Raw genomic sequence first — 13,316 nt, forward strand, 5'->3', positions numbered from 1 at the left:
CTCACCCTATGCTCTTCTCTATTTCCAGTTCGAGTAACTTGTTCAACTCGACAGCGTATTCGAATGGAAGCTCTTTCACCACGGGTTCAACGAATCCTTTCACTATCATCGCCTTTGCTTCCTGTTCAGAGAGCCCCCTGCTCATGAGGTAGAAAATCTGGTCTTCCCCTATCCTTCCAATCCTCGCTTCGTGCCCGACGTCTGCCCTGTCTGTTTCCACTTCTATGATCGGAACGGTATCACTCTTCGATCGGTTGTCGAGCATCAAAGCTGCACATTCGACGGAGGCCTTGCTCTTCACGGCTTCCTTTGTGATTTTCAAAAGGCCCCTGTAGAAAGCCCAGCCTCCACCGAGAGAAATGCTCTTTGCGCTGACGATCGAACTCGTGTATGGAGCGAGGTGAACAATCTTGGAACCGGTGTCCATGTGCTGTCCCGGTCCCGCGTAAGTGATGGACATGCTCTCTGCCCTTGCTCCTTTTCCCTTGAGTATGGTCATTGGATACAACATTGTCTTCTGACTTCCCAGTGAGCCCGAAACCCAGGTCATCGACCCTTCTTCGTCGACTATCGATCTCTTCGTGTTGAGGTTGTACGTGTTCTTGCTCCAGTTCTGAATGGTGAGGTACTTGACCTTTGCGCCTTTTTTGACGTATATTTCGACCATTCCAGCGTGAAGGTTGATGATGTTGTACCTTGGAGCAGAACAACCCTCTATGAAGGTAACTTCACTGCCTTCTTCAGCGACTATGATGGTGTGCTCGAACTGCCCCATACCGGGATTGCTCATCAGAAAATACGCCTGAAGCGGCATGGGAATTTTCACACCCGCCGGGACGTACAAGAAGGTTCCACCGCTCCATATGGCTCCATGAAGAGCAGCGAACTTGTGATCGGTGATGGGGACGAGTTTCATGAAGTATTTCTTCACAAGATCGGGGTACTCCCTCACAGCGCTTTCCATATCGAGGAAGATAACGCCCATCTTTTCAAGCTCTTTCTTCATGTTCTGATAGACAATCTCCGAGTCGAGCTGAGCTCCCACACCCGAGAGGTACTTTCTTTCCGCTTCCGGTATCCCGAGTTTATCGAAAGCCTCTTTCACCTCTTCTGGAACTTCTTCCCAGGAGGTGCTCTTCTTCGCGTCGGGTTTTATGTAGGAGACTATCTTTCCGAGGTCGAGGCCGGATATGTCCACACCGAATCTGGGATTGTGCCACTCGTTGAACACTTTCAGTGATTCTAACCTGTGCTTTAACATCCACTCCGGTTCATCTTTTGCGCGTGATATTTCCATTATCAGCTTCTCGTCAAGACCGGGAGGTGCTTTGTAGGCGGTCTTCACCTTCGGCACGAAATTGAATCGTGAATCGTCAATTATCAGTCTTTCCATCATCTCACACCCTCCAGGGAGTAGCCCTTCTCTTCTATTTCGTCTGCCAGTTCCGGACCGCCGCTTGTGACTATACGTCCATCTACGTAAACGTGAACCTTATCTATTCTCTTCAAGTGATCGAGGAGTCTTTTGTAGTGCGTGATGATGAGAAGTGTCACTCCCTCTTCGTTCAGTCTAGCTATCAGATTTGCGATCAATCTCAACGCATCGACATCGAGACCCGAGTCTATCTCATCGAGGATGAGCAGTTTCGGTCGAAGGAAGAGACTCTGAAGGATCTCGGACCTTTTCTTTTCTCCACCGGAAAATCCGACGTTCAGGTACCTTTCTAGGAAATCCTTGTCTAAACCGAGTTTTTCAGCGGTTTCCTCGAGCTCTTTCCTCAACTCCAGATAGTTTTTATCCTCTCCGTGAATCCTCCTATGAGCTGTGATGAGAAACTGAGAAAGCTTCACTCCCTCAACTTCGTATGGATTCTGAAAAGTCATCATTATACCGAGTTTTGCTCTCTCATTTGGGGGCAGATCCTTTATGGAATTTCCTTCAAAAACGATGTCTCCTTCCGTCACAATGTATCTGGGATTTCCCATGATGACGTTCGCGAGGGTCGATTTTCCGCTACCGTTTGGACCCATGAGAACGTGGACTTCTCCCTTTTCTATCTCCAGATTCACGCCCTTCAATATTTCCTTGTCTTCGTCTCTCAGCTTCGCGTGCAGATCGACAATTCTGAGCATTTCGTTCCCTCCTCTTATGTTTTCCTAATTGATTATAACACACGTGCGGTTGTTATGAATAAGTTTTGATTTTTGTAAGGTTGAAATAATCTTTCTGACGATGTGGTATAATAAAAAGAGGAGCCGGGGTGGCGGAATTGGCAGACGCAGCGGACTTAAAATCCGCTGGGGTTCACAACCCCGTGTCGGTTCGAGTCCGATCCCCGGCACCACCCGGGCACCTCCAAAAAGGTGCCCTTCTTCTTTGAGGAGGGAGCGAACATGAGAGTTGAACTCCTCTTTGAAAGTGGAAAATGTGTGATAGATCTCAATGAGGAATACGAGGTCGTCAAATTGTTGAAGGAAAAAATTCCATTCGAAAGTGTCGTGAACACTTGGGGCGAGGAGATATACTTCTCAACTCCTGTGAACGTTCAGAAGATGGAAAACCCAAGGGAAGTAGTTGAGGTAGGGGACGTTGGATACTGGCCTCCGGGAAAAGCGCTGTGTCTGTTCTTTGGGAAAACTCCCATGAGCGATGACAAAATTCAACCAGCGAGTGCTGTAAACGTGATAGGAAAGATCGTGGAAGGGCTGGAAGATCTGAAAAAAATAAAAGACGGCGAGAAGGTCGCCGTCAGATTTGCATCCTCATGATGTCTCTGTAAGCTTCCACGATTCTGTTTCTTACTTCGACGGTGAGCCTCAACGCTATGGAAGCCTTCTCGGCTTCTATTATAACCTCGTGTATGTTGCTTATCCTGCCCTGGGCGAAATCATCCGCTGCCTTCTCGGCTTTCTTCTGTATGTCGTTTACCTTTTCCAGGGCTTCTTTCAGCGCTTCTGAAAAGTTGTTTTCATTTTTCTTTTGAGTCTTTCCACTCTGGCTCAAAGGGCCGAGCCCCTCTATCCTGTCAACCATCACCCATTACCCCCTTCCTATCTGAAGGGCGCTGTTCACCATAGCCTTTGTCACATTGAAAGCCGCCACGTTCGCATCGTATGCTCTCTGCGCGTTTATTAGATCCACCATTTCTCTAACGATATTCACGTTGGGCATCCTCACGTATCCGTTCTCATCCGCGTCAGGGTGTGCGGGATCGTACACGAGTCTGAACGGTGAAGGGTCTTCCTCTATTTTTACAACTTTCACCCCAGCGCTTTCTATTTTACCATTTGGTGTTCTTCTCAGATACTCGGCGAACACAGGTACCTTCCTCCTGTAAGGTTCTCCTGTTTCAGTTCTGGTGGTTTCAGCGTTCGCTATGTTTGTTGAGACGATCTCGACTCTGAGTCTCTGAGCGGACATTCCAGTTGCGCTGATGTTCATGATCTCGAATTCGCTCATCATCTGACACCCCTCAGTACGGCATTGTACCTATCTATGTTCATCGACATGAGCCTGGAGAGCACCTGATACCTGAGTCCGTTCTTCACAAGCTGGACCATCTCGTAATCGATATCAACGTTGTTTCCATCGTTTCTCATGGTGGTTGTGTTGTCCACAAGAACACGTGGTTCTACGACACTCTTTGAACCGATGAGGTGCTTTTCGTTTGTCTTCGAAAGCTTCAGTTTCATTTCTGATTCCTTCAAGAGTTCCTCGAATGCCACGTATTTTCTCTTGTAACCGGGTGTGCTCACGTTCGCTATGTTCAGTGAGTGAACGTTCTGTCTCAAAAGAGCAACGTCCATCGCCTGTTTTAGCGTGTAGAAGTTCGAGTTGAACATCTTCACACCTCCACTATTACTTTTCTTCGACTGAGGCTCCGATTCCTAAAACTTCCTCGAGGTTGTTTTCTATGTCGTGTTCTATGAGCTTCGATATGATTTCGTCCAGGTCTCCATCGAGGATCTCCTGCAGTCTGTAAGAGGTGTAGTTTATTCTGTGATCCGTAACTCTGTTCTGGGGGAAGTTGTAAGTTCTGATTTTTTCACTTCTCTCACCGGTTCCTATCTGCGATTTTCTCTTCTGTGAGATTTCCCTTTCTTTTTGTTCTTTCTGTAACTGATAGAGTCTTGCCCTGAGGATCCTCAAAGCGGTTTGCCTGTTCTGATACTGAGATCTTTCGTTCTGACACGACACCACTATTCCCGTTGGAATATGTGTGATCCTTACAGCGGATTCGGTCTTGTTGACGTACTGTCCACCGTGTCCCGATGCCCTGAAAGTTTCTATCTTCAAGTCTTCCGGCCTGATTTCTATATCCTTTTCTTCAATCTCTGGAAGAACGGCAACGGTAGCGGTGGACGTATGGATCCTCCCTCCAGACTCCGTGACAGGAATTCTCTGTACTCGATGAACACCGCTTTCGTACTTCAGTATACCGTAAGCGTTCTTTCCTTTTACGAAGAAGACCACTTCCCTTATTCCACCGAGATCTGTTTCGTGGATTTCAGCGACTTCGAGGTTCCAGCCTTTTCTTTCTGCGTACCTGGTGTACATTCTGAACAGATCCCGTGCGAAGAGAGCGGCTTCTTCTCCACCTGCGCCGGGTCTGATTTCTACGATTGCTTTATCACCCACTTCTGAAGAAAGAAGCAAGAGAAGTTCTTGATAGAGCTGATCGAGTTCTTTCTCGTACTTTTCTATCTCCAGTTCATTTTCTCCTTCTTCTCTCAAGAGTTCGATGAACTCCTGAGTTTCTTTTATTCTGTTTGCGATGTTCTCTATTTCTTCTATCTTTGCGTATTCTATCCCGTAGTTCTTCATCTGTTCGGGAGTCAGATCTGGCCTGGCGAGGAGCTTTTCGATCTCTTTTTTCTTTTCTTTCACTATCGAGGAGATCTTCTCTACGAGGGCTTCATTCCTAATCTTCGAGCCACCTCCTCATGGTTCCTGGCAAACTGCAGAGCGGATTCTAAGGATATATCACCTTTGAGTGCCGCTTTCACGAGTGCGTCATCGAAGAGAACCATTCCGTGCCTTGCACCAGCCTGTATCAGAGATTCGAGCTGGTGGATCTTGTTCTCTCTTATCAGGTTCCTCACGGCAGGAGTTCCCACCATGATCTCCAGGATCGGAGTAAAACCTATTCCGTTGGCCTTCGGGACAAGCCTCTGATAAATCACGGCGATCAAGGTGTTCGCAAGCTGAAGAGCGATCTGTCTTTGCTGATGTGCCGGGAAAACATCTATGATTCTCTCGGGTGCGGAAGCTGCAGAGTTCGTGTGAACCGTGGCAAGGACAAGATGTCCTGTTTCCGCCGCGGTGAGAGCGAGAGCCATTGTTTCAAGGTCTCTCATTTCTCCCACGAGGATCACATCCGGGTCCTGCCTCAGAGCGTACTTCAGTCCGTTGTAGAAAGAGTCCGTGTCTGAACCGAGTTCTCTCTGGTGAATCACGGATTTCTTGTTTGTGAAAACGTATTCTATCGGGTCTTCTATCGTTATTATGTGGTATGGGAAATTTTCGTTGATGTGATCTATCATGGCGGCGAGTGTGGTGGATTTTCCGCTTCCTGTGGGACCAGCCACCAATATCAAGCCGTACTTTCTCTCAACGAATGTTTTCAAGATCTCTGGTAGTCCCAGTTCCTGGAAAGTTCTGATCTTTTTTGGTATCAACCTGAAAGCGAGAGCGGGGTTTTTTCTCTCGTAATAGAGGTTTCCCCTCACCCTTATCGCTTCTGCCACGGTGAAGGAAAAATCCACTTCTTTCGTTTTAGGTGGGAACGGCTGTCCGATCTCAGCGAACAGATCTTTCAGGGCGTTCATTATGGTCTCTTTTGTGAGTTTTCCGTACTTTTCCTGAGGTACAAGGTCCCCATCTATACGGTAATAAGGAGGGCAACCCACCGAAATGTGCACGTCGGTTGCCCTCAAACCGTACGCTTCTGTGATGATCTTCAGAAAAGAAACTTTCATGTCTTCCACGCTGTCACTTCCTCTCTCCTTTCAAAACTGTCAGACACCTTGGACAAACCCCCGGAAAATCTTCAGAAGCAGAGATCTCCGTTGTGTATTTCCAGCACCTCTGACATTTTTCACCCTCTGCGTGTTTGACGGTCACCTCTACCAGTTCTCCTTTCAATTCTCCCGAAGCGTCCGAAAGGGATACCTTCGATACTATGAAGAGTTCTTCGAGTATGTCTCTGTATTTTTCCAGAAGCGCTTTGATGGTGTCATTTTTGGGTACAAGTACGACCTCAGCGTCGAGAGAGTGACCGATCACATCTTGCTGTCTCTTCTCCTCGAGGGCCTTCAACACGTCTTCTCTTATGGAGAGGAGTTTTTCGAAATCTTCCATGAGCTCTCTATCGATGAACTCTTCTTTGTACTCTGGCCAGTATTCCGCCTGAACCGTCTTGTATTTTCTGTCCTTTTCATGAAGGTGGGAGTAAACCTCTTCCATCGTGAAAGTCATGATGGGTGCAAGGATCTTCATCAGGGCAATGAGAATTTCGTGCATCACCGTCTGCGCCGATCTTCTGTATATTGAATCCTTCGCTTCCACGTAGAGTCTGTCCTTTACGACGTCCAGGTAGAGGGAGCTGAGTTCTGTTGTGCAGTACTTCACCACGAGATTGTAAACCTTCGAGAATTCGTAGCTGTCGTAATATTCGGTGGCGCGTTTTATGATCTCCTGCAGTCGTCCAAGGGCCCATCTGTCGATCGTCAAGAGTTTTTCATAAGGAACTCTGTCGAGTTCAGGATCAAAGCCCTCTAGATTTCCAAGGAGGAATCGGAACGTGTTTCTTATCTTCCTGTAAACTTCCGTTTGTTGTTCGACGATCCTCATGGATATCTTTATGTCGTTGAAGTAGTCGCTGCTCGCAAGCCACAGTCTCAGAATCTCGGCACCGTATTTTTCCACCACTTCCATGGGATCCACTACGTTTCCGAGGGACTTGCTCATCTTTCTTCCCTGTTCGTCCTTTATGAATCCGTGTGTTAGCACTTCTTTGTAAGGTGCGGACCCCCTCTTTGCGACGGCAAGGAAGATGGAAGAATGGAACCATCCCCTGTGCTGATCGCTACCTTCAAGGTACATGTCGAGGGGGAACGGGTGATCTTCTCTCTTCGTGGTTATGTATTCGAAGGAGGCACCAGAATCTATCCATACGTCGAGTGTATCCAGCATTTTTTCGAAAGATCGCTTGCCGCATTTTGGACACACGAAATCTTCGGGGATGAGTTCTTCCACCTCTTTTTCAAACCAGGCGTTTGTACCTTCTTTTTCAACGATTTTCATGAAGTGTTCTATTACCTTCGGATCGAGTACCACTTCTCCGCATTCTTTACATTTCACCGCTGGTATGGGAGTTCCCCAGACACGCTGTCTTGAGATACACCAGTCGGGCCTTTCCTCCACCATGGATCTGATTCTGTTCCGGCCCCATTCCGGTATCCACTTCACCTTGTCTATTTCTTCCAGCACTTTCTGCCTGAGGTTGTTGTGATCCACAGAAATGAACCACTGCTCAGTTGCTCTGAAGATCACAGGCCCCTTACAGCGCCAGCAGTGTGGGTAGGAGTGTGTGATACTTGACGCGTGAACCAGGATTCCTTTTTTCTTTAGATCCTCTATGATCACCTCGTTGGCATCTTCTATGAACATTCCCTTGTATTTTCCCGCTTCTTCCGTGAAACGTCCCTCCTCATCAACGGGAGAGACGATGGGAAGACCGTATTGCACATGACCGTAGATGTAGTCTTCTTCACCGTGACCGGGGGCTATGTGGACACAGCCCGTTCCTGTTTCGAGAGATACGTAATCGGCAAGAATGACTCTGGAGGTTTTGTCATCGAAGATGGGATGAACGAACTCTTTTCCTTCCAGATCCTTTCCTTTTATTTTCTCGACGACATTGGAACAGTCGATTCCAGTCTCCTTCGAAAAAGCATCGAGAAGATCTGTTGCGATGACCCATTTTTCCTCTCCGACCTTCACCACCGAGTATTCGTAATCCGGGTGCAGAGCGATACCAACGTTTGCCGGTAGTGTCCAGGGTGTTGTGGTCCATATCACGATGAAGAAATTCGGATCTTCTTTGGATCTGAACTTCACGTATATGGAAGGAGATTTATGATCGTGGTATTCGATTTCCGCTTCCGCGAGGGCAGTTCTGCATCTCGGACACCAGTAGATGGGTTTCAACGATCTGTAAACGTTTCCCTCCTCTACAAGGGTTTTGAAAACATCCAGTATTTTCACCTCGTAGTCTGGCTTCAGCGTGATGTATGGATTTTCCCAGTCTCCCCGAACACCGAGTCTTTTAAATTCTTCTCTCTGTATATCAACGAATCTGAGAGCGAATTCCTCACACTTCTTTCTGATCTCCGCGGGTGACATTTCTTTTATCTTTTCACCCAGTTCCTGAGACACCCTGTGTTCTATGGGAAGACCGTGGGTGTCCCAGCCAGGAACGTACGGTGCCCTGTATCCTCTCATCGTTTTGTATTTGACGACGATGTCCTTCAGAATCTTGTTCAGAGCCGTTCCGATGTGGATGTGGCCGTTTGCGTACGGAGGCCCATCGTGCAGAACAAAAAGGGGTTTTCCTTTTCTCTGTTCGAGTACGTAGTTGTAAAGATCCATCTTTTCCCATTCTTCGAGAAACACTTTTTCTTTGTTCACCAAGTTTGCCTTCATCGGAAATGAAGTTTTTGGCAAGTTCAGCGTGTTTTTGTAGTCCATCAACTCTTTACACCTCCTGCGTCACGAAAGTAGCTTCTTCACTTTCTCTTTCAATTCGTCGAAGTTGAACGACTTCACAACGTATTCATCCGCTGCCCACGATGAAAGATCGGCTCTATAATGAGAATAGGCCGTGAGCAGAATGATCTTTGCGTCTTTCTTTTTCTTTCTGATCTCACCGGCTACCTCCAGTCCACTGATGCCGGGCATCTCTATGTCGAGAATCACCAGGTCGTAGTTTCCAGAGAAGAATTTCTTCAAGGCTTCCTCCCCGTTTTCTGCCGTGTCAATTTCGTAACCCTCTTCCTGAAGTTCCTCTTTCAGAAGTTCCCTTATGTTCGGCTCATCATCGACAACCAGTATCCTTTTCATTCTCTCACCTCTTTTCTGGTGTCTTTGGAATTTCAAAGATGAAAACAACCCCGTTTTCTCTGTTTTCCGTCCATATTTTTCCTCCGTGTTCATCCTCTATGATCTTTCTGCAGATTGAAAGTCCTAAACCTGTTCCCTGAGTCTTTGTGGTGAAGAACGGTGAGAATATCTTTTCTTTCAGCTCCTCCGGTATGGGGGGACCCGAGTTCCAGACACTCACTCTCACCTTGGTGTACATATCTTCCGACGTTATCTTTATCTTACCATTTTCCCCTGTCGCTTCTATTGCATTTTGAACAAGGTTTATCAGTACCTGTTTTATCCTCGTTCTATCGGCTTCAACTCTGAGGTCTTCGTTGTCCGTTTCAAAGCAAAAATCTATGTTCATCTTTCTGATCTTTTCCTCGAATAGAACGTAGACCTCTCTTATGAGTTCGTTCAGATTGAATTCGGTGAATTCCAGCACCTGCCGTTCTTTGCTGTATTCCAGGATTTCCTTGACAATCGTTTCAAGCCTGGATAGTTCGTTCGTTATTATGTTGATGTATTTCTTCAGCGTCTCTGGATCGTCAAGATGTTTCTTCATGCGCATTATGAAACCGCCTATTATCGTTATTGGATTCCTTATCTCGTGAGCGACTCTTGCAGTCATCTCTCCCAGTATGGAAAGTCTTTCTCTTCTTTTTCTTTCCTCTTCGTATTTGTACAGCTCTGTGACATCGTCGATCGTGATGATGACTCCCTCGAGCAACTGTGTTTTGGCATTTCTGAAAGGGGAGAATCTTATGTTGAAATAATTTTCTCCGAATTTGTAGAAGTTGAGAAACACGGGTTCTTTGTTTTCAAAAACGCTTTCTGCGACTGATCCGATCTCTTCAAAGTCGGGGAGATCTTTGAGCCTTCTTCCGAGTACGTTTTCTTTCTTCAGACCAAACAGTTGTTCGGCCTTTTTGTTCCATTCGGTTACACGTCCTTCTTTGCTCAGCGTTATGATGGCTGTTTCTAAGCTCTCCAGAATGCTTTCACTGAAGTTCCTGAGGTGTTCCACAAGTTCGTTTTGACGTTGAAGATCCAGTGTTTTCTCTCTCAAACTTTCATAATTGTACGCGTTCTCCAGAGCAAGACCTGCACTTTCAGAGAAAAGTTTGAGCACGTCCAGATCCAGATCGGTGACTTCCTTTTTGCTGAATTTGTTGTCCACCACCACAACACCGAGAGTGTCCCATCGCCCAACAAGTGGAAAGACTATGAACTCATCGTTTTCAAGGATACTTATAACATCTTCTATTTCGTACCTGATTTTTTCGAGAGTTTCTCTCGAAGTCCTCACTATACTCTTTCTCAAAACCACCCTTTCGAATATCGGATGTTCTCTGTAGTAAAATCTCTTTCCCCTTATTTTTTCATTGAACTTCGTTTCAAACGAGAATGTGAGCGCCTCCTCCCTTAAAAACTGTACCAGATCTGTGTATCTCAAGGTTCTTTTTCTGAGGTATCTCTTGAGTTCTTCGTGTTCCTGAAGTGTATCGCCACCCACCGCGGAAACGACCATCAGAGAGCCTGTACCTTCATCTTTTTTGAGAAGAACAGCACGGTCGAAATTGAATCCTCTCTCTGAAACAAGGCTGAGCAAAATCACACGGTAAAGGTTGTTCGGATCATAAACAGATCTCATGGCCTGGCTGACGTAATAAATTATTCTCATTTTCTTTATGTGTTCTTTCTGTATCTCTGAAACTTTCAGCTGTTCTTCGTACGACTTTTTCAATTTCTGGACTTCTTCTTTAAGCCTCCAGAGTTTTTCTGATACGTTTCCGATGAATTCTAAAAGTTTCGTACAGAGTACCTCTTCTTCTTCATCGAATGCGCCTTCGCGAACCACAACAAGATGCAGTTTGTTCCTCCACTCTCTCACACTCGCCCCTGGATGTTTCTTTTTTATCTCATCGATGGAGAGTTTCTCTCCCTTCGAAGAATAAGAAGCATCGCCCTCTATCAGATAGACTTCTTCCGCATCCAGAAATTCTCTGACTTTTTTGAGGGAAAACCTGAGAGCTTCCTCTTTCGGGTGAACACATATTGAATCCACAAGAGAGAGCAACAGCTCATAAACGGTGAGCCTTTTGTAGAGTCTGACGATTTCGAAAGACTCTTCATCATTTGCCACAACTGTATGCTTTCCAAATCTGCAGGTGAAACCTTCCTGAGGGATTTCATCCTCGCTTTCCAGAATCCTTATTCCCTTTATCTGTTTCAGTCTCTCCGGAACCATCTGGTATCACTTCCTTCACCCAGTCTAAATGAGATCCTCTCCAAAAGATTCTTCCGCAGCTGGGACATCTGGAGAATTTCTCTGCGTTCAGAAAAACGTACAGAGGCACCTTTTCAATCACTTCCTCACGTGGAGTCGGCAAGAGTTCTCTGTTACAGTACGGGCACCTTGCACGTTCTGGTTTCAGTTTAAAATGTTCTATCACCCTTTTCAAATCTTTTTCATCTTTGATATAGAAGACTTTCTGCCCATATTTTTCGAAAAATTTTATAAGAGAACATTTCTTTGTGAGAAGAATTCTACCCTCTTTCCTGCATATCAGAAGGACTTTCCCGGGTTCTTCAGAGTAGCAAACCTTCACATCCACCCCGAGGATTCTCAACTTTTTTGCAAGCGGTACCAGCGAGGCATCGACAGCGAATCGAACCTCACTCATAATCTATCCTCCACTATTTAATGATAAACTAAAAGTGGGAGGGATAAATTATGAAGATAGAAAGACTCGATAAATACATCTGGAAAATTCCAAAAGAGGGAGATATGAAGGTTGACGCGATCATATTCACGGACGCCGAGAGTGTGAACGATCCTCAGTTCAGAGAAGCGATGAAACAGCTCATGAACGTGGCCACGCTTCCCGGCATTGTGAAATACGCCCTCGCCATGCCGGACATACACTGGGGTTACGGCTTTCCAATAGGAGGAGTCGCCGCTTTCGATGTGAAAGAAGGAATCATTTCGCCGGGTGGTGTGGGTTTCGATATAAACTGTGGAGTACGCCTGATGAAGACAGATCTCACCTACGAAGATGTGAAAGATAGAATGAGGTCTCTTGTCGAAGCTATATACGAATTCGTTCCCGCGGGTGTTGGTTCAACGGGAGACATCGTTCTCGGCAAGAAGGGGCTCAGGAAAGTTCTCGTTGAAGGTGCGGAGTGGGCTGTCAAGTCAGGGTACGGTCTTGAGGAAGATCTGGAAAGAATCGAAGACGGTGGAAAGATACATCCAGCGGATCCCTCGTACGTATCGGAGGAAGCGTTCGAGAGAGGAAGTGACGAGCTCGGAACTCTCGGTGCGGGAAACCACTTCGTGGAGGTTCAAATGGTTCAGGAAATATACGACGAAGAACTCGCTGAATTTTTCGGTCTGGAGATCGGTACCATCACGGTGATGATTCACTCCGGAAGCAGAGGATTCGGACATCAGGTTGCGACCGACTACATAAGGCTCATGAGGGATAATCTGAAGGAACACAACAAAAATCTACCCGACAAACAGCTTATAAACGCTCCGTTCGAACATCCACTTGGACAGGCCTATTATTCTGCCATGAATTGTGCAGCGAACTACGCGTTCGCGAACAGGGAGATCCTCGGGCATCTCGTTAGAAAAGCTTTCTGGAAAGTGTTCGGGAGAGACACACGTGTTGATCTCATCTACGACGTTGCTCACAACATCGCAAAAGTGGAAGAGTACGAAGTTGACGGAAAAAGAAGAAAACTGGTCGTCCACAGAAAGGGTGCCACACGTTCTCTTGGTCCCGGAAGCGAAAAGGTTCCTTCGATCTACAGAGAAGTGGGACAGCCCGTCATCATACCGGGTGACATGGGGACTGCTTCCTATCTTCTGGTAGGAACAAAGAAAGCCGAAGAAAAGACCTTCGGTTCCACCGCACACGGAGCGGGGAGAGTCCTTGGAAGGTCCGCTGCCCTGAAGAAGCTGGATTACAGGGAAGTTCTCGATGAACTGGCAGAAAAAAATATTGTCGTCATGAGCAAGAGTAAAAAGACTCTGGTTGAAGAAGCTCCTGAAGTTTACAAAGACGTGGACAGAGTGGTGCAGATCGTTCATGAGATAGGTATTTCGAGAAAAGTAGCCAGGATGATTCCTCTTGGTGTTGTGAAGGGGTGATACCATCGT

13 protein-coding genes and 1 tRNA gene are annotated in these 13,316 nt (G+C 46.5%); 3 read left to right on the plus strand and 11 right to left on the minus strand.

Going from position 1 to position 13,316, the window contains the following annotated elements:
- Position 1: 1 nt before the first annotated feature.
- Both sufB and sufC read right to left on the minus strand, forming a co-directional pair.
- On the minus strand, positions 2-1,396 hold the full coding sequence (sufB, locus tag TRQ2_RS07545; protein WP_012311148.1) for a Fe-S cluster assembly protein SufB: 1,395 nt from the start codon (positions 1,394-1,396) through the stop codon (positions 2-4).
- A complete protein-coding gene (sufC, locus tag TRQ2_RS07550; protein ID WP_008195195.1) occupies positions 1,393-2,133 on the minus strand; it encodes a Fe-S cluster assembly ATPase SufC in 741 nt (246 codons plus the stop codon). The genes sufB and sufC overlap by 4 nt, the downstream gene beginning before the upstream one ends.
- A 122-nt stretch (positions 2,134-2,255) precedes the next feature.
- Between sufC and TRQ2_RS07555 the strand changes: the two genes are divergently transcribed.
- A tRNA-Leu gene (locus tag TRQ2_RS07555) sits at positions 2,256-2,345 on the plus strand.
- Positions 2,346-2,394: 49 nt separating this feature from the next.
- The gene (locus TRQ2_RS07560; protein WP_012311149.1) at positions 2,395-2,769 is read left to right on the plus strand and encodes a cyclophilin-like fold protein; all 375 of its coding nucleotides are present in this window, start codon (positions 2,395-2,397) and stop codon (positions 2,767-2,769) included.
- On the opposite strand, the gene fliE is transcribed toward TRQ2_RS07560, so the two are convergent.
- From fliE to TRQ2_RS07605, 9 genes are read right to left on the minus strand one after another with little or no spacing between them, the layout of a single operon-like run.
- Positions 2,750-3,034 (minus strand): flagellar hook-basal body complex protein FliE, encoded by a 285-nt coding sequence (fliE, locus tag TRQ2_RS07565; protein WP_011943886.1) that lies wholly within the window; start codon positions 3,032-3,034, stop codon positions 2,750-2,752. The genes TRQ2_RS07560 and fliE overlap by 20 nt on opposite strands.
- Positions 3,035-3,040: 6 nt before the next feature.
- The gene (gene flgC / locus TRQ2_RS07570; protein WP_011943887.1) at positions 3,041-3,463 is read right to left on the minus strand and encodes a flagellar basal body rod protein FlgC; all 423 of its coding nucleotides are present in this window, start codon (positions 3,461-3,463) and stop codon (positions 3,041-3,043) included.
- Positions 3,460-3,843, minus strand: a complete 384-nt coding sequence (gene flgB / locus TRQ2_RS07575) for a flagellar basal body rod protein FlgB (protein ID WP_012311150.1) — start codon at positions 3,841-3,843, stop codon at positions 3,460-3,462. The genes flgC and flgB overlap by 4 nt, the downstream gene beginning before the upstream one ends.
- Before the next feature lie 16 nt (positions 3,844-3,859).
- On the minus strand, positions 3,860-4,888 hold the full coding sequence (gene prfA / locus TRQ2_RS07580) for a peptide chain release factor 1 (protein ID WP_012311151.1): 1,029 nt from the start codon (positions 4,886-4,888) through the stop codon (positions 3,860-3,862).
- Between the two features lie 17 nt (positions 4,889-4,905).
- Positions 4,906-5,988, minus strand: coding sequence for a type IV pilus twitching motility protein PilT (locus TRQ2_RS07585; protein WP_012311152.1), 1,083 nt, complete (start codon positions 5,986-5,988; stop codon positions 4,906-4,908).
- Positions 5,989-5,992: 4 nt separating this feature from the next.
- Positions 5,993-8,752: an isoleucine--tRNA ligase gene (gene ileS, locus TRQ2_RS07590; protein WP_041434413.1), complete on the minus strand. Its 2,760-nt coding sequence runs from the start codon at positions 8,750-8,752 to the stop codon at positions 5,993-5,995.
- A gap of 21 nt (positions 8,753-8,773) precedes the next feature.
- A complete protein-coding gene (locus TRQ2_RS07595) occupies positions 8,774-9,124 on the minus strand; it encodes a response regulator (protein WP_011943890.1) in 351 nt (116 codons plus the stop codon).
- Between the two features lie 4 nt (positions 9,125-9,128).
- Positions 9,129-11,396, minus strand: coding sequence for a sensor histidine kinase (locus tag TRQ2_RS07600; RefSeq protein WP_012311154.1), 2,268 nt, complete (start codon positions 11,394-11,396; stop codon positions 9,129-9,131).
- Entirely contained in the window at positions 11,338-11,832 is a 495-nt protein-coding gene (locus tag TRQ2_RS07605; RefSeq protein ID WP_004081554.1) for a Mut7-C RNAse domain-containing protein, read from the minus strand. Before TRQ2_RS07605 ends, TRQ2_RS07600 begins: the two co-directional genes overlap by 59 nt.
- A gap of 50 nt (positions 11,833-11,882) precedes the next feature.
- Between TRQ2_RS07605 and TRQ2_RS07610 the strand changes: the two genes are divergently transcribed.
- Positions 11,883-13,307 (plus strand): RtcB family protein, encoded by a 1,425-nt coding sequence (locus TRQ2_RS07610; protein ID WP_004081553.1) that lies wholly within the window; start codon positions 11,883-11,885, stop codon positions 13,305-13,307.
- Positions 13,308-13,316 lie beyond the last annotated feature (9 nt).

It is taken from the genome of Thermotoga sp. RQ2, from assembly GCF_000019625.1.
GTDB lineage: Bacteria > Thermotogota > Thermotogae > Thermotogales > Thermotogaceae > Thermotoga > Thermotoga maritima.

Coding starts and splice junctions, on each gene's coding strand:
- flgC (WP_011943887.1), bottom strand. CDS start 3,463: ATGATGAGCGAATTCGAGATCATGAACATCAGCGCAACTGGAATGTCC.
- ileS (WP_041434413.1), bottom strand. CDS start 8,752: ATGGACTACAAAAACACGCTGAACTTGCCAAAAACTTCATTTCCGATG.
- TRQ2_RS07600 (WP_012311154.1), bottom strand. CDS start 11,396: ATGGTTCCGGAGAGACTGAAACAGATAAAGGGAATAAGGATTCTGGAA.
- TRQ2_RS07605 (WP_004081554.1), bottom strand. CDS start 11,832: ATGAGTGAGGTTCGATTCGCTGTCGATGCCTCGCTGGTACCGCTTGCA.
- sufC (WP_008195195.1), bottom strand. CDS start 2,133: ATGCTCAGAATTGTCGATCTGCACGCGAAGCTGAGAGACGAAGACAAG.
- sufB (WP_012311148.1), bottom strand. CDS start 1,396: ATGATGGAAAGACTGATAATTGACGATTCACGATTCAATTTCGTGCCG.
- TRQ2_RS07595 (WP_011943890.1), bottom strand. CDS start 9,124: ATGAAAAGGATACTGGTTGTCGATGATGAGCCGAACATAAGGGAACTT.
- fliE (WP_011943886.1), bottom strand. CDS start 3,034: ATGGTTGACAGGATAGAGGGGCTCGGCCCTTTGAGCCAGAGTGGAAAG.
- TRQ2_RS07560 (WP_012311149.1), top strand. CDS start 2,395: ATGAGAGTTGAACTCCTCTTTGAAAGTGGAAAATGTGTGATAGATCTC.
- TRQ2_RS07610 (WP_004081553.1), top strand. CDS start 11,883: ATGAAGATAGAAAGACTCGATAAATACATCTGGAAAATTCCAAAAGAG.
- flgB (WP_012311150.1), bottom strand. CDS start 3,843: ATGTTCAACTCGAACTTCTACACGCTAAAACAGGCGATGGACGTTGCT.